Annotated in this window: 16 protein-coding genes and 1 pseudogene; 9 read left to right on the top strand and 8 right to left on the bottom strand. The window is 71.4% G+C overall.

Annotation, left to right across the window (positions count from 1 at the left end):
* Nucleotides 1–25: 25 nt before the first annotated feature.
* Entirely contained in the window at nucleotides 26–1,015 is a 990-nt protein-coding gene (locus tag AB0B40_RS31335; RefSeq protein ID WP_345047278.1) for a dehydrogenase, read from the bottom strand.
* A 107-nt stretch (nucleotides 1,016–1,122) separates the two neighbouring features.
* Between AB0B40_RS31335 and AB0B40_RS31330 the strand changes: the two genes are divergently transcribed.
* Both AB0B40_RS31330 and AB0B40_RS31325 read left to right on the top strand, forming a co-directional pair.
* Nucleotides 1,123–1,884, top strand: a complete 762-nt coding sequence (locus tag AB0B40_RS31330; RefSeq protein ID WP_345047244.1) for a CDP-alcohol phosphatidyltransferase family protein — start codon at nucleotides 1,123–1,125, stop codon at nucleotides 1,882–1,884.
* Between the two features lie 549 nt (nucleotides 1,885–2,433).
* On the top strand, nucleotides 2,434–7,185 hold the full coding sequence (locus tag AB0B40_RS31325; protein WP_362266874.1) for a DNA methyltransferase: 4,752 nt from the start codon (nucleotides 2,434–2,436) through the stop codon (nucleotides 7,183–7,185).
* Nucleotides 7,186–7,218: 33 nt separating this feature from the next.
* Here the strand turns inward: AB0B40_RS31325 and AB0B40_RS31320 are convergent, their stop codons facing one another.
* From AB0B40_RS31320 to AB0B40_RS31295, 6 genes are all read right to left on the bottom strand, one after another.
* Nucleotides 7,219–9,096 (bottom strand): discoidin domain-containing protein, encoded by a 1,878-nt coding sequence (locus tag AB0B40_RS31320; protein ID WP_345047241.1) that lies wholly within the window; start codon nucleotides 9,094–9,096, stop codon nucleotides 7,219–7,221.
* Nucleotides 9,097–9,237: 141 nt separating this feature from the next.
* Nucleotides 9,238–10,602 (bottom strand): GH1 family beta-glucosidase, encoded by a 1,365-nt coding sequence (locus AB0B40_RS31315; RefSeq protein ID WP_345047239.1) that lies wholly within the window; start codon nucleotides 10,600–10,602, stop codon nucleotides 9,238–9,240.
* Nucleotides 10,603–10,631: 29 nt separating this feature from the next.
* Complete coding sequence (locus tag AB0B40_RS31310) at nucleotides 10,632–11,513, bottom strand: carbohydrate ABC transporter permease (RefSeq protein WP_345047238.1); 882 nt, start codon at nucleotides 11,511–11,513, stop codon at nucleotides 10,632–10,634.
* Nucleotides 11,506–12,492: a sugar ABC transporter permease gene (locus AB0B40_RS31305; protein ID WP_345047237.1), complete on the bottom strand. Its 987-nt coding sequence runs from the start codon at nucleotides 12,490–12,492 to the stop codon at nucleotides 11,506–11,508. Before AB0B40_RS31305 ends, AB0B40_RS31310 begins: the two co-directional genes overlap by 8 nt.
* Before the next feature lie 8 nt (nucleotides 12,493–12,500).
* The gene (locus AB0B40_RS31300; RefSeq protein ID WP_362266871.1) at nucleotides 12,501–13,817 is read right to left on the bottom strand and encodes a sugar ABC transporter substrate-binding protein; all 1,317 of its coding nucleotides are present in this window, start codon (nucleotides 13,815–13,817) and stop codon (nucleotides 12,501–12,503) included.
* A gap of 816 nt (nucleotides 13,818–14,633) precedes the next feature.
* Nucleotides 14,634–14,921 carry a hypothetical protein gene (locus AB0B40_RS31295; protein ID WP_345047233.1) on the bottom strand — a complete coding sequence of 96 codons (288 nt, stop codon included), beginning with the start codon at nucleotides 14,919–14,921 and terminating at the stop codon, nucleotides 14,634–14,636.
* A gap of 456 nt (nucleotides 14,922–15,377) precedes the next feature.
* Between AB0B40_RS31295 and AB0B40_RS31290 the strand changes: the two genes are divergently transcribed.
* The gene (locus AB0B40_RS31290; RefSeq protein ID WP_345047231.1) at nucleotides 15,378–16,001 is read left to right on the top strand and encodes a lasso peptide biosynthesis B2 protein; all 624 of its coding nucleotides are present in this window, start codon (nucleotides 15,378–15,380) and stop codon (nucleotides 15,999–16,001) included.
* A gap of 1 nt (nucleotide 16,002) precedes the next feature.
* Nucleotides 16,003–17,823: an asparagine synthase-related protein gene (locus tag AB0B40_RS31285; RefSeq protein ID WP_345047230.1), complete on the top strand. Its 1,821-nt coding sequence runs from the start codon at nucleotides 16,003–16,005 to the stop codon at nucleotides 17,821–17,823.
* On the opposite strand, the gene AB0B40_RS31280 is transcribed toward AB0B40_RS31285, so the two are convergent.
* A complete protein-coding gene (locus AB0B40_RS31280; protein ID WP_362266869.1) occupies nucleotides 17,807–19,108 on the bottom strand; it encodes a hypothetical protein in 1,302 nt (433 codons plus the stop codon). The genes AB0B40_RS31285 and AB0B40_RS31280 overlap by 17 nt on opposite strands.
* Nucleotides 19,109–19,356: 248 nt before the next feature.
* Here AB0B40_RS31280 and AB0B40_RS31275 point away from each other — a divergent pair, with 248 nt between their 5' ends.
* From AB0B40_RS31275 to AB0B40_RS31255, 5 genes and pseudogenes are all read left to right on the top strand, one after another.
* Nucleotides 19,357–20,235, top strand: coding sequence for a peptidoglycan-binding protein (locus tag AB0B40_RS31275; protein WP_362266867.1), 879 nt, complete (start codon nucleotides 19,357–19,359; stop codon nucleotides 20,233–20,235).
* A gap of 193 nt (nucleotides 20,236–20,428) precedes the next feature.
* Nucleotides 20,429–21,121 (top strand): peptidoglycan-binding protein, encoded by a 693-nt coding sequence (locus AB0B40_RS31270; protein ID WP_362266865.1) that lies wholly within the window; start codon nucleotides 20,429–20,431, stop codon nucleotides 21,119–21,121.
* 22 nt (nucleotides 21,122–21,143) lie between these two features.
* Nucleotides 21,144–21,377, top strand: a pseudogene (locus tag AB0B40_RS31265) (peptidoglycan-binding protein); the annotation flags it as partial.
* Nucleotides 21,378–21,467: 90 nt separating this feature from the next.
* Nucleotides 21,468–21,770 carry a M23 family metallopeptidase gene (locus tag AB0B40_RS31260; RefSeq protein ID WP_345047274.1) on the top strand — a complete coding sequence of 101 codons (303 nt, stop codon included), beginning with the start codon at nucleotides 21,468–21,470 and terminating at the stop codon, nucleotides 21,768–21,770.
* Between the two features lie 132 nt (nucleotides 21,771–21,902).
* Nucleotides 21,903–22,766: a nuclease gene (locus tag AB0B40_RS31255; RefSeq protein WP_345047223.1), complete on the top strand. Its 864-nt coding sequence runs from the start codon at nucleotides 21,903–21,905 to the stop codon at nucleotides 22,764–22,766.
* Nucleotides 22,767–22,833 lie beyond the last annotated feature (67 nt).

The raw sequence follows: 22,833 nt of genomic DNA, 5'->3' as shown, positions 1-22,833 counted from the left end.
TGTTCAGCCGTCTCTCACTCTTTTCTCAGGTCAGGCCGGTCTCCGCGTACCGGACCCGGTGGCACAGGGCGGGGAGCTCGCCGGATGCCAGTCGCGGCAGGACGTCCGGGAGTTCCTCGAAGGCGCTCTCCCCGGTGATGAGCGCGTCCAGCGCCGGGTCGGCGAGCAGGTCCAGGGCGAGCGCCATCCGGTCGGCGTAGCCGCGGCCGGGGCGGGCGGCCGGGGAGACGGTGCCGACCTGGCTGCTGCGTACGGTGAGCCGGCGGGAGTGGAACGCCTCGCCGAGCGGCAGGGCCACGCTCCGGTCGCCGTACCAGCTCAGTTCCACGACCGTGCCCTCCGGGGCGAGGAGTCGCAGGGCCCGGGTGAGGCCGGCCTCGGTGGCGCTGGCGTGTACGACGAGGTCGCAGTCGCCGAGGGCGTCGGCCGGTGCGGCGAAGTCGACGCCGAGCGCCGCGGCGGTCTCGGCGCGGGCCGGGTCGGCGTCCACCAACTGGAGCCGGACACCGGGGAAGCGGGCGAGCAGGGCGGCTACCGCGCAGCCGACCATGCCGCCGCCGACCACCGCGATCCGGTCGCCGATCAGCGGCGTCGCGTCCCACAGGGCGTTCACGGCGGTCTCGACGGTCCCGGCGAGCACGGCGCGTTCGGCGGGCACCCGCTCGGGCACCACGGTGACGGCGCTCACCGGAACGACGTAACGGCTCTGGTGCGGATACAGGCAGAAGACCGTACGGCCGAGCAGCGCGGCCGGGCCCTCCTCCACCACGCCGACGCTGAGATAGCCGTACTTCACCGGGGCCGGGAAGTCGCCCTCCTGGAACGGCGCCCGCATGACGGCGTGCTGGGTCCGCGGCACGCCGCCGCGGAAGACGAGCGTCTCCGTTCCCCGGCTGACCCCGGAATACAGGGCACGCACCAGGACCTCGTCCTCGTCCGGCTCCGCGAGGGTGACGTCGCGCAGCTCTCCGTGGCCGGGCGAGCGGAGCCAGAACGCGCGGGCCGAGCGGTTCACAGGCATCCTCCTGAACGTTCGGGAAGTTGTTCACGTACCGAGTTGTGCACTGGCCGCGCACAGTACGCGGCGTTGATCGACTCTGTCACTCGGCCGGAGGATGCGCGGTGGCCCTGAACAACACCTATGAGGCGAGGCTCCAGCAGGAGACCGCGGCGGGAGCGGGCGTGCAGCTCCTGCTGCTGGCCCTGCTCGGCTCGGCGATCGGCCTGGGACCGGCCGGCTGGCTGACGGGGCTCGTCTTCGCGTTCGCCACCTGGGCGGTCCTCTCCCGCGCCGTGCACCGCTCCCGGCTGCGCTCCTTCGGCCCCGCGAACCGGGTGACCCTCGGCCGGGCGACGCTGGTCGGCGGGGTGACCGCGCTGGTCGCCGACTCCTTCGAGAGCGCGCCGCCGGTGACGCTGCTGGTCGCCCTGACCGCGGTGGCCCTGCTGCTGGACGGCGTGGACGGCAAGGTGGCCCGGCGCACCGGGACGTCGACGGCGCTCGGCGCCCGCTTCGACATGGAGGTCGACGCGTTCCTGATACTGGTGCTGAGCGTGTACGTGTCCATGCGGCTGGGGCCGTGGGTGCTGCTCATCGGCGGTATGCGCTACGCGTTCGTCGCCGCGGCGCGGGTCGCGCCCTGGCTGACCGCCCCGCTGCCGCCGTCCTTCGCCCGCAAGACCGTCGCCGCGGTCCAGGGCGTCTGCCTGCTCCTCGCGGGCTCCGAACTGCTGCCGCACCCGGCGAACCTGGCGATCGTCCTGTCCGCCCTGGCCTCGCTGGTGTGGTCGTTCGGCCGGGACGTGCGGTGGCTGTGGCGCACCTTCCGCACCCCGCTGGAGGCACCGTCCGAGCCGAAGCTCCTGGAACTGGCGACACGCTGACCGCCCGGCCGCGGGGCGTCGAGGCGCACGGTGCCCTCCTCCGGCCTCCTGGCAGACGTCGTGCACGACTGCACCGGGCGAACGTCAGAGCGGTTCGGCGCCGGGCACGGTGGGAGCGGCCGGACCGGTGTGCGCGGACACCGGTACGGCCGGGCGGGTGTGGCCGGACCGGCCTCCGCGGGTCCGGCGGCCCCGGTGTCCCTCGTTCGCCGAGGGATCCGGTGCCGGTGACCTGACCGTTCGTCCGGTGGCCGAGGCCCGGGTGCACGGTGGCGGGCACGACAGTCCCGGCCGCGCGGAGACGGTCGGACGTCGCGGGCCCGATGCCGGGAGCACGCGCCGCACTCCCCCGCGCAGGTCTGCCGTCGCGGTCCCGGGCGGAGTTCCGGCTCCCGGGTGCCGCCGGGACGGGGCGGCGGAGCGTGGTCCTCTGGAACGACGGAGCCGCGGCACGAGGAGGGGGACGCGCTCGCCGGGTCACGCGCGAGCGCTCCGGCTCCCCCGGCTCATGCCCCACCCTGCCGTCCGACGAGAAACCGACGACCGCACATGGCCTCCACGTACTCCGCAGGTTCGCTGGTGTCCGCCCGCGGGCGGGACTGGGTGCTCCCGGAGAGCGAGCCCGATCTGCTGGTGCTGCGCCCGCCGGGCGGCTCGGACGACGACATCGCCGCCGTGTTCCCGGCCTTCGAGGAGGTCCGGGCCGCCACGTCCTCGCCGCCGACCCCCGCCGACCTCGGCGCCCCGGTCGACCTCGGCGACCCGGCCAACCTCAGCGACCCAGCCGACCCCGCCGACCCGGCCAACCTCAGCGACCCAGCCGACCCGGACGACCCCGCCAACCCGGCCGACCCGGCCAACCTCAGCGACCCAGCCGACCCCGCCGACCTCGGCGCCCCGGTCGACCTCGGCGACCTCAGCGACCCAGCCGACCCCGCCGACCCGGCCAACCTCAGCGACCCAGCCGACCCGGACGACCCCGCCAACCCGGCCGACCCGGCCAACCTCAGCGACCCAGCCGACCCCGCCGACCTCGGCGCCCCGGTCGACCTCGGCGACCTCAGCGACCCAGCCGACCCAGCAGACCCAGCAGACCCCGCCGTCCTCGGCGCCCCGGCCGACCTCGGCGACCCCGCCAACCCAGCCGACCTCAGCGTCCCCGCCGACCTCAGCGTCCCCGCCGACCCCGCCGACCCCGCCGACCCCGCCGACGGGCGCACCGTGCCGCGTGGTGGATTCCGCTCCGGTGCCCGTCCGTTGCGGTCGTCGGCCGGGGCCCCCGTCGAACCGCGTTCCCACCGCGCCGCCATCCGCACCCGGGTGTTCGGCGCCGTCCACTTGGTCGGGGGGCTGCTGCCGGCCGAGATGCTGCTGCGGATCGCCGAGGGCCGGGATGTGCCGGGGGCGAGCCCCGCCGACTACGGGCTGCCCTCGTCCCGGTCGGTGCGGGACGAGGCCGAGCGCAGCTGGGAGTACCTCCGGCCGCTCTGGGGCGAGCTGCGCGGCCGGCCGGCGAAGGTGCCGGGGACGGGCCGGCCGGGCACCGGCGCGACCGGCCGGGCCGGCACCGACTGGCCGGCGCCGCTCCTGCGGGAGCTGGGCTTCGGACGGCTCCTGCCGGTCGGCCCGGCCGGCATTCCCGCCGACTCCGGCCCGGACAGGCGGTTCCCGGTCTCGCACCGCTGGGGTCGCGCCCTGGTCCACCGGACGGCCTGGCGCACGGACCTGGACCGGCGGCCGGGCGGCGCGGAGACCCTCCCGCCGCAGTCGATGGTCCAGGAGTGCCTGAACCGCTGCGAGGCCCACCTGTGGGCGATCCTGACCAACGGCCGCCGCCTGCGGCTGCTGCGCGACTCCAGCACCCTGGCGACCGTGTCGTACGTCGAGTTCGACCTGGAGGCGATCTTCGACGGAGAGCTGTTCGGTGAGTTCGTGCTGCTGTACCGGCTGCTGCACGCGTCCCGGTTCGAGGTGGCCGAGGGCGCGGCTGCGGGGTCCTGCCGGCTGGAGCGGTGGCGCGCGGAGGCCGTCGCCGGGGGCACCCGGGCCCTGGAGCGGCTGCGCCGGGGTGTGCGGGAGGCGGTCACCGTGCTGGGCACGGGCTTCCTGCGGCACCCGGAGAACGGCCCGCTGCACGAACGCGTCCGCCCGGGGGACATGCGGACGGCGCTGCTGCGGCTGGTGTACCGGCTGCTGTTCGTCTTCGTGGCCGAGGACCGGGACGCGCTGCTCGCGCCCGACGCGGACGCGCTCGCCCGCGAGCGGTACGAGCGCTACTTCTCGTCGGCCCTGCTGCGCGCCCGCGCCCGCTGTCTGCCCGGCTCGGCGCACGGCGACCGCTACGAGGCGCTGCGCCTGGTCCTGACGGCGCTCGGCCGGGAACAGGGACGTCCGGAACTGGGCCTGCCCGGTCTGGGCGGCCTGTTCACCGAGACGGCCGCCGATGTCCCGCTGCGCGGCCTGAAGCTGTCCAACGAGGCCCTGTTCACCGCCGTGGACCGGCTGTCCCAGGTGCGCGACGGCGGATCGGGGCGCCCGAGGGCCGTGGACCACCGGCATCTCGATGCCGGCGTACTGGGCTCCATCTACGAGTCCCTGCTGGAGCCGGAGCCCGCGTACGCGGCGGACCGGGGGTTCGAGCTGATCGAGGCCGTCGGCAACGCGCGCCGGAGCAGCGGGAGTTACTACACACCGGCGGCGCTGGTGGAGAGCCTGCTGGAGTCCGCGCTGGACCCGGTGATCGAGGACGCGGTGCGGCGCGGTGAGGCGGCGGCGGCCCGGTCGGGCGGGAGCGATCCGGCCGGGGTGATCGTGCACGAGCTGCTGTCCTTGACGGTGTGCGACCCGGCGTGCGGCTCCGGCCACTTCCTGGTGGCGGCGGCCCGCCGGATCGCCAAGCGGGTGGCGGCGGTCCGGGAACGCACCCCCGAGCCGACCCTGGACGCCGTTCGGCACGCCCTGCACGAGGTGGTCGCCCGGTGTCTCTACGGGGTGGACCTCAACCCGATGGCCCTGGAGCTGGCGAAGGTCTCGCTGTGGCTGGAGGCGCTGGAGCCGGGCAGGCCGCTCGGCTTCCTCGACGGCCGCCTCAAGCACGGCAACGGGCTGATCGGCGCGACCCCGAGGCTCCTCGCCGGAGGTGTCCCCACCGACGCGTTCAGGCCGGTCGAGGGCGACGACAGGAAGAGCGCGGTCGAGCTCCAGAGACGCAACCGGGCCCAGCACGGGGGCCGGTACGGGCAGTCGTCCGGCACCGCGCCCGCCGCCGGCGACGGCAGCACCGGCCACCTCCGGGACCTGGCGGACCTGTGGTGTGCCGCCTTCGTCTGGCCCAAGCGGCCGGGGGCGCCGCAAGGCCCCACGGAGGGGATGTTCCGGGACCTGTGCGCGGGCGACCGGACCGCCGTACCGGCCGCCACGCACGCCGAGGTGCTGCGCCTGCGTGAGGAGTACGGCTTCTTCCACTGGCATCTGGAGTTCCCCGAGGTCTTCCCGGTGCCCGCTTCCGGCGCGGGGGCCCGGCCGGAGACGGGCTGGGCGGGCGGCTTCGACGCGGTGCTGGGCAACCCGCCGTGGGAGCGGGTCAAGCTCCAGGAGCGGGAGTTCTTCGCCGGGCGCAGCCCCGCGATCGCGCGGGCGGGGAACGCGGCGGCCCGCAAGCGGGCCATAGCCGGACTGCGGGGGGACCCGGAGGGGCGGCTGCTGCTGGCGGAGTTCGAGGCCGCCAAGCGCCGCTCGGAGGGCGAGAGTCACTTCCTGCGCACCAGCGGCCGCTACCCGCTGACCGGGCGGGGCGACATCAACACGTACGCCGTGTTCGCGGAGACCGACAGCACGCTGACCGGGCCGCGCGGGCGCACCGGGATCATCGTGCCGACCGGCATCGCGACGGACGCGACCACCCGCTTCTTCTTCAAGGACCTGGTCACGCACGGCCGGCTGGCCGCCCTGTACGACTTCGAGAACGAGGACAGGATCTTCCCCGGCGTCCACAACCAGCTGCGGTTCTGTCTGCTCACGCTGCGCGGCAGCGGGGACGTCGCCGAGCCGGCGCAGCTGGTGTTCAAGGTGCGCCGGGCCGCGCAGATCGCCGAGCGGCGCTACCGGCTGACGGCGGACGACATCCTGCGGATGAACCCCAACACCGGTACGTGTCCGGTGTTCAGCAGCCGCCGGGACGCCGAGATCACACTGGGGATCCACCGCCGGGTGCCGGTGTTCGTGGACGAGTCGCGCGCGGACGGCAACCCGTGGGGGGTGTCGTTCCTGCGCATGTTCGACATGGCGAACGACTCCGTCGTCTTCCGGCCCGACGCGCAGCGCGGGGAGACCCTAGGGAACCTCCTGGAGGAGGGCTGGAACCTGAAGGGGAACGTACTGGTCCGGGGTGCGGAGCGGTTGCTGCCGCTGTACGAGGCCAAGATGCTGCACCACTACGACCACCGCTTCTCCACGTACGAGGGCGCCAGCGACAAGCAGCTCAACAAGGGCACGCTGCCGCGGCTCACGGCGGAGCGGCACCAGGACGCGGCGGCCTGCCCCGTGCCGCGCTACTGGGTTCCCGAACAGGACGTGGCGAACGGTGAGTCGAGCCGCCGGGGACGGGAGATCCGGGCGGCGGGCGTACGCTCGCGGCTGGCCGCCCGGGGCTGGGAGCGGGACTGGGTGCTGGGCTGGCGGGACATCACCAACAAGAGCAACGAGCGCACCATGATCTGCGCCGTCGCACCCGCGCACGGCTTCGGCCACAAGTTCATGCTCGCGCTCGCGGACGAGGCCGCCCTGCTGATGAGCGTGTGGTCCTCGTTCGTCCTGGACTACGCGGCCCGCCAGTCCATCGGCGGGACGTCCATGAGCTACTTCGTGGTCCGCCAGCTGCCCGTCCCCGCGCCGCGGACCCTCGCCCGGCACGCCGGCTTCCTCCTGCCGCGCCTGGCCGAACTCACCTACACCGCCCATGACCTGACCGGCTTCGCCCGCGAACTCGGGGACACGGGCGCCCCCTTCCACTGGAACCCGGACCGCCGGGCGGTACTGCGGGCGGAGCTGGACGCCTTCTTCTTCCACCTGTACGGCGTGTCCCGCGACGACACGGCGTACGTGCTGGACACCTTCAACGTCACCCGTGACACCGACGTGCGCCGGTACGGCCGTTATCGCACCAGGGACCTGATCCTCGCCGAGTACGACCGCATGGCCGCCGCCGGACTCCGTCCCGGCACCCCGCTCGTGGAGGGGTGGAACCACGCCTCCACCCTGGTCCCGCCGCCGGGCCGGGGCCCGCGGCACCCGGCCCCCTGACCGGGCCACCGGCCCGACGGCTCACCGGCCGGGTCAGCCCTTCTGCTCGACCCGCACCCAGTCGATCTCGGCCCGCACTCCCCCGGACGCGATCCTGTCGACGCTGGACTGCGGGAGGCCCCAGTAGGGAGTCGTGGCCTTGTTCCAGCCGGCCGGGTAGGCGCCGCCGAGGGCGAGGTTCAGGATGACGTACTGGTCGTGGTCGTAGACCCACTGGCCGCGGGTGGACTCCAGTTTGCCGCGGGTCGTCTCCTGGACCAGGCGGTCGTCGACGTAGAAGCGCATCGCCGTCGGGGTCCATTCGACCGCGTAGGTGTGCCACTGGTCGGCCGTGCCGCCGTTCGGGTAGGTCTGGCGGGCTCCGATGTTGCCGTCGGCCGAGTAGCCGGGACCGTGCAGCGCCGTGCTGGTCCAGTCGGGATAGCCGATGTTCTCCATGATGTCGGTCTCGCCGGACGCGGGCCAGGAGACGGAGGGGTCGTCGACGTTGCTGCCGAGCAGCCAGAAGGCGGGCCAGAACCCGTCCCCGACCGGCAGCTTCATGCGGGCGCTCACCCTGCCGTAGGTGAAGTCGAAGTGGGTGTGGGTGTCGACACGGCCGGAGGTGAAGTCGTAGGTGCCGCCGCCCGCGCGGGTGCAGCCCTTGCAGTACTTCGCCGTCAGCAGCAGGCTGCCGTTCTGGGTGGTGATGTTGTCCGGGGAGTCGGCGTACGCCTGGGCCTCGCCGTTGACCGGGCCCATCTCGGTGCCGGTGCGCACCACGCGCCACTTGGAGCGGTCGAGGCCCGCGCCGGTGAAGTCGTCGAAGAAGGTGGTCCGGTAGGCGCCCGAGGGGTCGGCGGGGAGAGCCGGGTAGGCGGCGAAGGCCCCGCCGCCGGTGCCCCACACCTGGAACTCGTAGAGGGAGTAGCCGAACTGGGCGGTGGCGGGCGCCGGGTTGTAGAAGGAGCGGCGTTCCTTGCCGAGCATGCGGACGTAGCGTCCGGTCGCGGGCGACGGCAGCCTGACGGTGTCGTGCACGCCCGCCGCGTCGCCGGGCGCCTTGACGTCGGCGCGGCGGGCGGCGATGTCGGCGGCCGACGGTTCGTAGACCGTGCGCCAGGTGCGGTTGTCGTCGGAGACCTGGACGAGGTAGTCGACGGCGTAGGCCGACTCCCAGTACAGGTCCACGGTGTCGATCGTGGACTGTGCGCCGAGGTCCACCGACACCCACCGGTCCTTGTTCCAGTCGCTGGACCACCGGCTGGCATCGCCCCTGAGGTCGGCGGGCCAGCCGCCGTCGGTCAGGAACGCCGGTGAGTGCCCGGCGTCCTGGTAGTGGTCGGAGTACGCCGGGTGGTTCAGCGCGAGGTTGGTGCGGGTGGCCGACGCGGGGGCCGGTTCGCCGCCGTAGACCCGGAAGTTCCACAGCGAGTAGCCGTAGGGCGTGGCGCGTTCCAGGCCGCGCAGGCGGACGTAACGGCCGGTGACCTCCTGCGGGTAGGTGTGTGCGGTGACGGAGCCGCCGGTGCCGGCGGTCTCGGTGTAGAAGGGCGTCCAGTCGGTGCCGTTCTTCGAGACCTCCAGGACGTAGCGCTTGCCGTAGGCGGCCTCCCAGTCGAGGACCACACGGTCGACCCGGATGACGGAGCCGAGGTCGACGCGGATCCAGGCGTCGTCGGCGAAGTTGCTGGACCAGCGGCTGGTGCCGTTGCCGTCGAAGGCGAGGCCGGGGCCGGTGCCGGCGTTCTCGCTGCCGGAGGCGGTGACGGCGGCGGGGTTCACCGCGTAGGCGGCGGCCGCCCGGTCGGTGTCCCAGGTGGCGGCGGCGGTGGGGGCCGCGGAGGCCGGTGCGGCCAGGAGCGGGCCGGAGCACAGCAGGGCCGTGGTGGCCAGGGCGGCGAGCAGGGTGCGGGGGACGCGGGTGTGCATGCGGCTCTCCTTGTGGGGTGGAGGTGCACTTCCTGATCCGGGCGGACTCGGGGGTGGTTGTCACGTGCATGACATAGAGAGTGGTGCGCGGCCGGTGGACACGGGCGCCCCGCCCGCGTCCACCGGCCGTCCGGGCCGGGCTCAGGCGGCCCGGCGTGTCTGGCCGCGGTGCACGCGCACGATGTCCGCGTACCGGCGGCCACTGCCCTTGATCGTGCGGACCTGCGTGCGGTAGTCGACGTGGACCAGGCCGAACCGCTTGTCGTAGCCGTACGCCCACTCGAAGTTGTCCAGCAGCGACCAGGCGAAGTAGCCGGCCAGCGGTGCGCCCCTGCGCACGGCCGAGGCGCAGGCCGCGAGGTGGCCTTCCAGGTAGTGCTGGCGCTCGGGGTCCTCGACGCTGCCGTCGGGGCGCACCACGTCCGGGTAGGCGGAGCCGTTCTCGGTGACGTAGATCTTGCGGGCGCCGTACTCCTCGGTGAGCCGGAGCAGCAGCGTCTCGATGCCGGACGCGTCGATCTCCCAGTCCATGCCGGTACGCGGGACGCCCTCGCGCCGGACGGAACGGACGTACGGCGCGGGTCCCTCGGGGTCGTCGGCGACGTACGCCGGGAAGTAGTAGTTCAGGCCGAGCCAGTCGAGCGGGGCGGCGATGGCCGCCAGGTCCTGGTCGCCGAGCGGCAGTTCCACCCCGTAGGTCTCCACCATGTCGGCCGGGAAGCCGCGGCCGTGGACCGGGTCGAGCCACCAGCGGTTGACATGGCCGTCGTGCCGGCGGGCCGCCGCCACGTCCTCGGGACGGTCGGTGGCCGGGTGCACGGTGGAGAGGTTGTTGACGATGCCGATCCGCGCGCCGGGGGCGGCGGCGCGGATGGCCTGGGTGGCGAGGCCGTGGCCGAGGAGCAGGTGGCCGGAGGCGCGGACCGCGGCGGTGAGATCGGTGAGGCCTGGGGCCATCTTGCCTTCCAGGTGGCCGATCCAGGCCGAGCAGGAGGGCTCGTTGAGGGTGGCCCACAGGCCCACGCGGTCGCCGAGCCGGGCCGCGACGGCCCCGGCGTACTCGGCGAACGCCAGGGCGGTGTCCCGCTCCGGCCAGCCGCCGCGGTCCTGGAGCGCCTGCGGCAGGTCCCAGTGGTAGAGGGTGACGGACGGGGTGATGCCCGCGTCCAGCAGGGCGTCCACCAGCTCGTCGTAGAAGGCCAGCCCCTTGGGGTTCACCGGCCCCGTGCCGCCGGGGATCACACGTGGCCAGGCCACGGACAGACGGTAGCCGTTGACGCCGAGTTGCCGCATCAGGCCGATGTCCTCGCGCCAGCGGTGGTAGTGGTCGCAGGCGACATCGCCGTTGTCGTCGTTCGCGATCTTCCCGGGGGTGTGGGAGAAGGTGTCCCAGATCGAGGGCGCACGGCCGTCCTCGGCCACGGCTCCCTCGATCTGGTACGCCGCTGTCGCCGTGCCCCACAGGAAGTCGGGCGGGAAGGCGGCGAGGTCGATGCGTTCGGACACGGAGGTTCCTTCGTGATCAGGGATGGTGGTCACTTGACCGCGCCCGCCGTCAGACCCGCGACGAGATAGCGCTGGAGCAGCAGGAAGCCGGCCACGACGGGCACGCTGACGACCAGCGAGGCGGCCATGATCTGGTTCCAGTAGACGTCGTTGAGGGTGGAGTAGCCCTGGAGGCCGACGGCGAGGGTGCGGGTGGTGTCGTTGGTCATGACGGACGCGAAGAGCACCTCGCCCCACGCGGTCATGAAGGCGTAGACGGCGACCGCGACGATGCCGGGGATCGCGGCCGGCACCACGATCCTGAGCAGGGCGCGCAGCGGGCCGCAGCCGTCCACCAGTGCCGCCTCGTCCAGGTCGCGCGGCACCGAGTCGAAGTAGCCGATCAGCATCCAGATGGAGAACGGCAGCGAGAAGGTGAGGTAGGTGAGGATCAGGCCGCCGCGGGAGCCGAACAGGGCGATGCCGGTGGCGTTGCCGATGTTGACGTAGATCAGGAACAGCGGGAGGAGGAAGAGGATGCCGGGGAACATCTGCGTCGACAGCACGGTCACCGTGAAGACGCGCTTGCCCCGGAAGTCGTACCGGCTGACGGCGTAGGCCGCGAACACGGCGATGACCACCGAGAGCATCGTCGCCGCGCCCGCCACGATCAGCGAGTTCACGAAGTACCTGGCGAGCGGGACCGTCGACCAGATGTCGATGTACGGCCGTACGGTCAGACCGCTCGGCAGCCAGCGGAACTTGCCGGTGACGTCCGCGAGCGGCTTCAGCGAGCTGGAGATCATCACGTACACCGGGACCAGCACGAACCCGGCGAGCAGGGTGAGGAAGATCCGGCGGGACCACAGGAAGGAACGCGGGGGCGCCGTCGGCGAGCGGGGAGCGGCCACCGGCGAGCGGGTGCTAGACATCGGCGGTCCTCCGTCCGCGCGAGGTGAACAGCAGGTACACGCCCGTGACGACGAGCAGGAAGAGCAGCAGCAGGACGGACATGGCCGAGCCGGTGCCGAAGTTCCAGGTGACGAAGGACGCCTGGTAGATGTGGACGGAGATGAGGTCGGCGGCCTCGGGGGCGGACCTGCCGAACAGCACGTACGGCGTGTTGAAGTCGTTGAACGTCCACAGGAACAGCACCAGGACCAGGACCTGGTTGACCGGAGCCAGCGAGGGCAGGGTGATGCGGCGGATCTGCTGCCACGTGCCGGCGCCGTCCAGCGCGGCGGCCTCGTACAGCTCCCGGGGGATGTTCTGCAGTCCGGCCATCACGATGAGGAAGGCGAACGGCCAGCCCTTCCACACCGACACGGTCAGCAGGGCGTAGAAGCTGTTGTCCCCGATCAGCCAGAAGGAAGGCTGGTCGGTGAGGTGCAGCTGGTCGTGCAGGACGTGGTTCACCAGGCCGTTGTCGTGCTGGAACATGAACACCCAGGTGATGACGGCCGCGTAGACCGGCAGCGCGTACGGCACCAGGAACAGGGCCCGCAGCAGTCCGCGACCGCGGAAGGTGTCCTGCATGAAGACCGCGGCGGCGGTGCCGATCAGCCAGCACAGGCCGACCGACAGCAGGGTGAAGCCGACGGTGACGAAGAAGGAGTGCAGCAGCGCCTCGCCGACGGGGGCGTCGAAGTCCACCGACACCTGGTAGTTGCCGAGGCCGGACCAGGGGGCGGTGCCCCAGTCACGGATGTAGAACTGGGTGAGTTCCTTGAAGCTCATCACGATGCCGATGACCATCGGCACCAGGTGGACGAGGAGTTCGAGCAGCAGGGCGGGCAGGAGCAGCAGATACGGCAGGGAGACGCGGCGCAGCCGCCCGGCGCGGCGGCGGGGTTCGCGCGCCGCACCGGGGACTGCCTGGCGCACCGGCTCCTTGAAAGCGGTGGTCGTCATCGTCGGGCTCACGCCGCCGGCATCTGCTGCTGGGCCTTCTGCAGCTTCGCCCTGACCGAGTCGGCGGTCACCGCGCGCCCGGCGGCGGCGTCTGCGAACAGGTCCTTGACGGCCGTGCCGACCGCCGTCTCGAACTGTGACTCGGACGCGACCTGGGGCAGGGCCGCCGCGCTGGTGGCGAGGGTGTTCTTCAGCACCGCGGTGGCCGGCGTGCTGAACGCGGCGTCCGACTGCGCGGACTTGACCGGCGGGATGGAGCTGTAGGCCTGGTTGAGGACCTTCTGCTCCTCGTCGGAGGTCATGAACTTCACGAACCGCGTGGCGCCGTCGAGGTTGTCGGTGTTCTTGAAGACGGCCATGTTGATGCCCATGACCGCCGAGTTGACCTGGGTGCCGGAGCCGGGCGTACCGGAGATCACCGGTACCGGCGCGATGCCGTAGGCGTCCTCGCTCATGCCCTGGGACTTGAGGTTGGCGGCGGCCGACTGCCACAGCAGCATCGCCTGCTTGCCCTTGGCGAAGTCGCTCACCGACTGGTTCTGCGCGTACTCGGCGTCACCGGTCGGGATGACCTTGTCCTTGGCCATCAGGTCGACGTAGCTCTTGACCGCTTCGACCACCTTCGGGCTGGTGAAGTCGGGCTTTCCGTCGGCGGTGAAGAACTCGGCGCCGTGCTGCTTGGCGAAGACGAAGGCGTGGTGGATGTTCTCCGACAGGTTCGAGCCCTCGGCGCCGAGCGCGGTCTTGCCCTTGGCCTGGATCTTCTTGCTGTCGGCCGTCAACTCGGCCCAGGTGGCCGGGGGCTTGGAGATGCCGGCCTCGGCGAAGATCTGCTTGTTGTAGTAGAGGGCGTACGCCATCGAGTAGAGCGGGACCGCGGCCGGGTCCTTGCCCGGGGCGCCGGTCGAGCCCAGCGCGGTGTCGGCGAACCGGTCCCTGCCGCCGATCTTGGCGAAGTTCTTCGCGTCCCACGGCAGCAGCGCGCCGGTCGCCTGGAGGGAAGCGCTCCAGGTGTTGCCGATGTTCAGCACGTCCGGGCCCTGGCCCGAGGTGGTCGCGGTCAGGATCCGGTTGAGCAGGTCCGACCAGGGCACGACCTCCAGCTTCACCTTGATGCCGGTCTGCTTCTCGAACTTGTCGAGCTCGGGCTGGAGAACCTTCTTGTCCACCGCCACACTGGCACCCTGGTTGGAGGCCCAGTACGTCAGCGTCTTCGGGGAGTCGTTCGACCCGCCGCCGGCGGACGAGCCGCCCCCACAGGCCGTGGCGGCGAGGGCGAGTGACAGTGTGACGGCGCCTACGGCCGCGGCTCGGATGCTGCGCATGGCTCCCGGTGTCCCTTCGGGGATTGCACTCATGACTTAATTTAGGACGTGAGTTAATCCGCACGGGGGGCACTCGTCAAGGGATTCGGCAGTCCGATTCGGCCCGGACCCGCCCTCGGCGTCCGCCCACGGCGCCGGGCCGGCCCTCGCCGGGCGCTTCCCGCGACTCCGGCACCGCGGGACCGCGCGCCACCGGGGTCCGCTCCGCCCGCGCAAGCTGTCCGGGACCGTTCACCGCACCGCCGGGCGGCCGTTGCGGCACCGGGCGGGGAGGCGGTACGCCGCGGGGAGGAGGCGGTACCGCACGGACGACGGCACCGCGCGAGACGGCAGCACCGGGCGAGACGACGGCATCACGGGAGACGGCAACACCGGGCGAGACGGCAACAGCGGGCGGGGAGGCGGAAGGCGGTGCCGCGCTGGACCGCCCGCGTCCCGGGCCGCGGCGGCTCGTGATGCGGGCCGGTGCGGGGCCGTACTCCTTACCGAGGCCGTACTCCTTACCGGAGGGAGGCCGGAGCGAGGGCCGGCGCGGGAGGCGGCGCGTAACCCGCGGGCCCGCCGGTGAAAGCGCACCGGCCCTGGGGGCGCCCCGGCAACCGGGGGCGCAGCCGGACAGTCCGGCCGGCAGGACGGTGGCGGACAGCACGGCCGCGCCACCGCGGCTCTCGCGCAGGCACGCAGGGCCTGGCGCAACCCCAGCCGGCCGGCGGTGCCGAACGCCGCGCCGGAGGAGTTCTCCGCGCGCACGTACTCCCGCGGCACGCGCCCGCCGACGACGGCCGGCCGGAACTCGAAGCCGGGGCAAGTCAGCGGCTACGGTTGCGACGACGGAGCTGCATCGATGGACGACTGGGCGGTGTTGGTGATCCCTCTGATGCCGAAGTAGGCAGTGGTCATCGTGCTGACCGCGGTGAAGGCGCTGGCGAGAATGGCCACGGTCTGCGCGTTCCCCGTGCTGTTCACACCCCAGATCGCAGCGAGCGTGATCGCCAGGTCGCCGAGCAGGATGACCGTCAGGCCGGTCCAGGCCCGGGTTGCCTGGAGGCTTCGTTCAGCTGCGCTGTCCTTGCTCTGACCCACGTCATCTGTCGGCTGCGTCACGCTCTTCTCCTCCGCGCCATCAACGTCGGCCGGTCACGGAAGCCGCTGCCGACTCCCGGGGACCGCCTCTCAACCAGAGAACAATCCTCTGATCTCATTTGTGATCATAAAATGCGCTCAACTACCGGAGAACTGGCCATTCGAGTGAATTCTATCGCCGCCCGGTGACCCTCGCGACCGACGACCCCGGACTCAACCCGCAGCCCGGTTGCGGGGCGTCCACGGCGGAGTAGCCTGAGGGAGACGAACGCTGCGTGACCTGGAGGTAAGCGATGTTTCTCCGAATTCTGCGGCGTCGTATGCCGCACGGGCTCGTCCTTCTCGGCAATGGCCGGCTGATCCGGGGCTTCAGCGGCGGCTTCTACGACGGCCACGGATACCATTCCTGACACCGTCCACACGTCGCCCCGGAATTGCCGCGGAGTTGCCGCGGCAGCCCGACCTGGAGGATGTGCGGTGACAGAGAACGCCGATGCCCTTGCGGCCATGACGCGGATGCTGTCACCGCATTGCCGTGCCATCAGGATGTCCGACGGAGTGCTGATCGCGGACTGGAAGCGCACGCGTTTTCTCGGAATGGCTACGGCGGACATCCGGAAGTTCACCGACGGAAACTCCGCGGAACGCGACGAATTCGTCGCCGGTCTCGTTCGTGCCGGGTGTGCCACACCCCGCCGGAAGGAGTTCTCGGACGTCGAGGTCGGCCTCTGGCTGCGCGGAGTGCACCTGCTGATCCGGACCATCGGGTTCGGGCGCGTCCTCAGGCTCCTGTCCCTGGCGGCCCCGGATTACGCCCGTGCGGACCCTCCCTCCGCTCAGGACGTCGCACGGCTGAAGCGAGCGGTGCAATCACTCGGCCGCAGAAGCTGGTTCGTCAACGACGACTGCAAGGCCGAGGCCGTGACGGCTTTCGTCCTGCTGAGACGGCGCGGGCTGGAAGCCGCGCTGCACGTCGGTGTGCGCGAGCATCCGTTCGCCTTGCACGCCTGGACGTCCTCGGCCGGCTCGTGCATCCCTGAAGCCGATCCGCGCGGGCACGCGTTCGCACCGGTTCTCTCGGTCGACCGCGCGGGGCGGTGACATGGAAGCCCTCCGCCTCGAGTGGGCCGGTGGTGCGCCGAGACTCTGGGCGGACGAGGCCATGGCGCGGCAGGGACTGGTGACGACGGTCTCCTCCGGGGCCGGCACCGCGGTGGTCGTCGGCTGGGTCGGCTCGGTGCGTGACCGTGCGGCGGGCGCGCGCGGCCTCCTCGGCGACTTCGGCCGACCGGGAGCCGCACCGCGTCTCCCGACCGGTGACTACGCGGCCGTCCTGGTGTGCCGCGACCGCATCCTGCTGATGCGGGACGAGCACGCACGTATCCCCCTGTTCCTGAGGGAGTCCGGCGGCCGCGTGAGTGCGGTGAGCACCTCGGCACGCCGCCTGGGGGGCGGCGCGGAGCTGGACCGGCGCTACTTCTGCCGGTACCTGACCGGGAACATGGCGCAACCGCACTCGGAACTGACCCCGTTCACCGGGGTCCAGCGGATCCTGGGCGGCGAGGTGGTGGAACTCTCCGTCACCGGGCAGGTGCGCGGTCGGGTACCGCGGCGTGTCCCTCCCGCCGAAGCCCCGTCGGTACCGGCAGGAGAGGGTCCGCGCCCCGGCGAGGCCGCGAAGGACCTGCGCCGCGCGCTGGAGAACGCCGTCGGGCGCCGTATGGGCACGATGGCCGCCTGTCACGTCTCCGGCGGCACCGACTCCACCAGCATCGCCTTGCTCGCAGCGCGTCTGCTGGCCACGGGAGAGGCGCAGCCCGGGGGCCTCGTCCTGCTCTCCGGGCGCTTCGACAGCGGAGAACTGGCCGGCGAGCAGCCGTACCTCGACGAGGCGATGGAGGAGATCCGCCGCCACGGACCCGCGGCCCGCCAGGTGATCGTCGACGTCGGTGACATGGCCGACTTCGACGACTTCCAGCACCACGCGGGCGATCCGGACGAGCCACATGCGCACGCCTTCCGGGCCCCGTTCTGGAGCAGGCTTCATGCCGCTGCGGCGGAACTGGGCTGTGACACCCTCATGACCGGCTGCGGGGCCGATCCGGTCGTGGACGCCAACCCGCTTCACCTGCACAGGCTGGCCCGCACCGGACAGCTCCGGCAGATGACGAAGCAGGCCCGTGCCTGGGCCGCGGGCAGCGAGCGGGGCGTGCGGGACGTCGTCTCCGCCTACGTGGTGCAGCCGGCCTTCCCGCTGACGGCCGAACGGGTCACGGCGCTCCTCCGCCGCCGCGGAACGGTCCTCGGCGGCCTCGGCAGCTTCGCCCGCCCCCCATGGCTGCGGTCCGGATTCGCGCGGGCCCACGGCTACCGCGAGGCCAGCGTCGCGGAGAGCCGCTTCGTGTTCGGGCGCCGGCCCGAACAGTCCCTCTACGACGCGGCCAACTACCTTGCCGCTCCCGATCCCCTGTCCTGGCGCCGCGCGAGGCAGGACGGCTTCTTCCTCTCACATCCGTTCCTCGACCCGGAGGTCATCGCGGTGATGCGGCACCTCCCCGCCGAAGCCACGTTCTGTCCGGGCCGGCCGAAGGCGGTGCTGCGCGAGGCCATGGCGGATCTGCTCCCGCCCCGGATCCGCGGCCGGGCGGTCAAGGTCCCCTTCAACGAGCTGTACGCCCGGGGCCTGCGGACACACGGCGACGAGCTCATGGACCTCTGCCGCTCCGCGAGGCATCCGCTGGTTGCGGAGATGTTCGACATCGAGACGCTGTGCCGGGCAGTGAGAGAGGCGCGACTGGGCATAGGAGACGCGTATTCCTCGGATCGCATGAACAGCTCGCTCGCCCTGGTGATGTGGCTGGAGCGATGGGATCACCACTCCGGCGCGGCCGGTGCCACCATGCCGGTCACCGCTTGCTCTTGACGTCCCACAGCGGCCATTCGATCGGGCCTGTCGAGGCGGTGACGAGACCGTAACGGGCCACCAGCGCGGACGATTCCGTTCCGGTGAGTTTGCGGTCTTCCTCCCCGTTACGCAGGATGGTTTCGCTCACACCTGCGCCGTCCGGGCCGAACTGCCAGTAGACGGTGACGTAGCGGGGGTCCATCGTGTGCGCGGCGATCGCGTTGTTCTCGTGCACCCTCGCGCGGTAGATGACGGTGTCGAGGTCCTGCTTCTCCTTCATCCACCGGGGCGTCTTGCCGCCGGACCACGAGTACCCTTCCGGGGCGAGCTGCTCCAGGCCGAGCCGGTCCTTGCGGGCGAAGTCCGCGGTGGCGTAGAACGCCAACTGGTCGTACGGCGTGCTGATGGGCAGTTCCACCACCGTTTTGGTGTAGAACGCGTCGCCCGCCTCGATCCAGGTGCCGACGGGCACCCACGGCTGCGCTGCCACCAACTCGCCGCGCTGGTGAATCTCCCTGCGGGAGAGCGGGTGCTGCTCCGTGGACTTGCTCCACTGCTCGGCATCGGCACGCCACTGGGCGCGAAGCCGGTCCCTCGCACTCAGCGGCACCTTTTCCCCCATGGCGTGGAACTCGGCGGCGAGCAGGTAGAAGCCCACATCGCTGTGGTTCTCGAGCCTGATGTCGACCGGCACGGCGAATGCCTTACGGTCCGGACTCAGCAGGGGCTTTCCCACGGTCATGTCGATGAGGGGCTTGGCTCCGCGTTGGTACGGCTGGTAGAGGTACTGGTAGCCGAAGTTGGCCAGCGCGAGGAACGAGGAGACGATCACCGCCGCGGCCACCCGTTTCGGAGCGGGGATCACGACCGCGGTACGCCACACCGCGAAGACAGCCCACGCCGAACCCGCCGTGAGGAATGCCCACAGCACACGGTAGGCCGTGGAATCACCATCGCTGAGCGTCGCGAACAGGAGCATGGCATTCGCCGCGAGTGCCGCGACGGTGCCGATCAGCGCGACCATTCCCGAGTAGGGGAAGCGGTTCCGGAACCAGTGGTCCACGACCGCGGCAGCACCCAGCAGCGCGGTGATCGAGAGCAGGACGAGGATGACACCGGTCACGCGGCCCGTGTAGGTCAGGGCCTCACCGACGTCTTCGATGCCGAGCCACCCCAGCGGCAGCGCCGTCAGGAGGAGGACCAGCACGATCACCACCAAGGCAGCCGGTGACCGTCTGGTGCCCGTCCGGGCGCGTCTCGGCGGCGGGTGCGGGTCGGCGGCGGACCAGTGGTGGGTCTTCACCTGATCACCTTCCGGCGCCGGCGTGCGCGAACTGGACCACGGGGTTCTCCTTCGACGGTGCTGCGCCGGGACTCGGGCACCATCGTCCGTGGTGATCATCCGGCTCACCATCCGGATGCCTCCGCACGGCCTACACGGACGGCCCGTCAAACCCCGGGCATGAGGTTCGCCGTCGCCGGAGTCGCGACGAACGGCGGCCCGCTCACGGCCCGTTCGCGGAACCAGGCCGGATTCTGCATTATGGAGACATGCCCGATATATGGATGCCGGGGGCAGTCACGGTGGACCTGGGCGATCCCGCGCCGTGTGATCCGGCGTTCCCGGCGAGAGCCATCGCGCATATAACGGCGGACAGGAACGCCTCCGCCGCAGCACCGCAGGACCTCGTGCCCTTCGCCAATCTCAAGAGCTTCTTCACCCTCGGCGGAAGAGGCGTGGCGCCGCATCTCCTGTGGGATCCCTTCACCGGCGCGTTCGCCCAGTTCTTCCCCGCCACCTCCCGCAGCAAATCTCTCGACGACCGGCCCGGAGGCACCCGCACCAACCGCGCGGGCAAGGTCGTCATCCAGATAGAAGCTCTGTTCTTCCCGCACTGTCGGGTCGACGGCCGGGTATTCGCCAGGCTTACCGACACCCCTTGCAAAGGCTGGCGGGAACTCAACACATGGGTCCGCTCCTGGGGTGTGCCGGACATCTGGCCCATGGGTCCTCCGGCCGGTTTCACCCCGGCCCGCTCACCGGACGTCTGGAGGTCCCGGGGCGGCTGGTACGCGCACGCCCATGTCCCGGAGAACAACCATGTCGATCCCGGGTCCTGGCCCGCGTTCACGCAGGGACGTCCGAGCGGGCCGGGCAGGGGGCCCGCCGTCCGTCCGACGTTCGAACCGTTTCCCGGGGCATCCTTTTTCGTGGACGGGCGGAAGTCGCCGATCATCGCCGCGACGCACCGCCGGCTCGTGGCCGAGGGCTGCGGCCTGTACCGGTCCGGCGGCGAGATCGATGTGTGGGGGGCGGGTGATGCAAGGTCCTACGCCGCCTGGCAGCGGAAGCTGGGCTTCGTCGGCGGTGACGCCAACGGCGTGCCCGGCCGGTCGAGCTGGGACGCACTGCACGTCCCCAACGTCTGACGGCAGTCGGCGGCCGGCGGCCGGCAGGGCTCGCGGCACACGTTGCTCCGTTTGCGGGACAGGCCCGGCAGGCGCACGCTGGAGAGGAAGCGCAACGGCAGCCTGGAGAAAGAGAATCCCGCGCGAAGTGCCCCGTCTGCGGGCCCCGCGCGACGGCTGACCGCATCCGACCTCCCGCCGGAGGAGGGGCGCGATGGTCTCCCTTTCGAACGTGCAGTTCGGCAAGACCGGCGACGACGTCAAGGCCCTGCAGAGAGCACTGATCGCAGCCGGTTTCAGTGTCCCTGACGGAGCCACGGGCTTCTTCGGCACGCAGACCAGGTCCGCCTACGCCGCCTGGCAACGGTCCATCGGCTTCGAGGGACCGGATGCGGACGGATTCCCCGGCTGCTCGTCTCTGACGAAACTCGGAGCCAGAGCCGGATTCCCCGTGGACTGTCAGCATCCCGGGTCCGTCGCCAAGAGCGCGGTCCAGTACACGAAGAATTCCGGGATCGGCAGGGACAGGAACACCGCCCGTGCTTTCGCCCTGACGGCATGCGAGCGGACGGCCGCCCCGAAGGAGTGGGTGACCGGGGTGGGCAACGATGCGAACCTGCTCACTCTCATCGAGCGAGAATCGCGGTTCGACGCGAACGCGGTGAACCAGGACGATGTGAACGCCATGGGGCCGCGGCAGGTGGACGGAGCGAGACTCAACTGCTCCCGCGGCTATACCCAGGTGATTCCCGACGCCTTCGCCGGCAATCACCAGGCAGGCACGTCGAACCGGATCTATGAACCGGTTGCGAACATCGCAGCCGCCATCAACTACATCTGGCGGAGATACGGAGACATCTCGCGGGTCCAGCAGGCAAATCCGCACCTACCGCCCCATCCCTACTGAGGAGGGCGCCATGCCTGCCCAAGAGCCGTTCCCCGGAGCGGCGTTCTTCCACAAGGGTCAGCACAGCCCGGTCATCACCGCTATGGGCAAGCGCCTCGTCGCGGAAGGGTGCGGGAAGTACCGGACGAGCCCAGGCCCCGAGTGGACCGACGCCGACCGTGAGTCCTACGCCGCCTGGCAGCACAAGCTCGGCTTCTCGGCGAGTGACGCCGACGGCACACCCGGCCAGCAGTCCTGGGACCGGCTCCACGTCCCGGCGACGAGTGGCGGGGGTCATCAGGTCTCCTCTCCCGTACCGGGCCACGCAGTCACCACCTCGTACCACAAGAAGGGACCCCACTGGAGCCTGGGCTACCACACGGGTGCGGACTACGCCGCCGCGAAGGGTACGCCCTGCGTCGCCGTCCTCAGCGGTACCGTTCGCGCCGGGCAGGACGGCAGCTTCGGCAACTACCTCGTGCTGAGATCGGGCGGTTTCGACTACTGGTACTGCCACCTCTCTGAGCGGGACGTCACCAGTGGTCCCGTCCGGGCGGGGCAACAGGTCGCCAAAGTGGGCTCGACCGGCAACGCCACCGGACCCCACCTGCACTTCGAAAAGCGCCCGGCCGGTGGCCGTTTCGGGTCCGACATGCCTCCCAACTGGTGACCGTGCTCCCGCGCTGATGCGAACCGGTCAGGGAGGCGCACCATGCGAAACAGAGGTCGACGGGCCGTACCGGTGGGGCTACGGCTGAAGCCGTCTGCAGACACGCACCGTTGAATCCGCGGAGGAGTCGCCATGCCCATGCTGCTCATCAAGGGCTTCTACGACGTCAAGGGCTCGCAGCCGGACGGAGACACGGTCCATTTCACGGCCGACAACCCCGCGGAGTGGAGCCTGGTCGGCGGCGGGCTGGGCCGCGCCGTCGAGCACAGCGTGACGGGCCGCGCGTCACTGCGGCTGGACGCGATCGACGCACTCGAGACGCACTACGGCGCGAGCCGTGTCCACCAGCCGCTGCAGTTCGCTCACGCCGCACGCGACGAGTTGCTGGGCTGGCTGGGTTTCACCGATGTCCAGCACGGTCCGGACGAGAGCGTGACCGCCACCACCCCGGAGACGGTTCCCGGGTTCGTCCTCACCCGCGGTACCGATGTCCACGGCCGCTGCATCGCCCTGGCGGGGCGCGGAGCGCCCCCGGGGACCAGTGGCCTGGAGATGGACGTCGACGCAACCGTGCTGAGGACGACGGTCAACCACCATCTGCTCACCGCCGGGTTGGTGTACCCGACGTTCTACCGCAGCCTGTTCACCACCTTGCGGGCGGAGATGACCACCGTGGCCAAGGAGGCCCGAGACGCGGGACGGGGCCTGTGGCCGAGCGACGTCACCACGACCGGAGCGAAGATCACCGGCCTGGCCTCGTTGACGGACGACGTCGTCCTGCTCCCCAAGCTGTTCCGCCGGCTGGTGGACTACCTTCAGCTCGGCACCATGCCGCTGACCTGCTTCCCGGCCTTTCTGGCGGGCGTCGGGGACCGCTTCTCCATCCTGTCCACGGGCGAGCGGTGTCTCGGCCTCCACCGTGTCGTGGAGACCGCGAACGGCCAGACCGTAGGGATGACGCATCCTCCCGAGGACCTGCTCTTCGAGGACGCCTGACACCGGCCCCCCGGCCGCCGCCGACAGGCTCCGCCGGCTGGTCGACGACGCGGACACCGAGGCGACG

Source organism: Streptomyces sp. NPDC042638 (assembly GCF_040647235.1).
GTDB lineage: Bacteria > Actinomycetota > Actinomycetes > Streptomycetales > Streptomycetaceae > Streptomyces > Streptomyces rameus.
The sequence above is the reverse complement of the archived record's forward strand: the minus strand, read 5'-3'. Positions and strand labels throughout refer to the sequence as shown.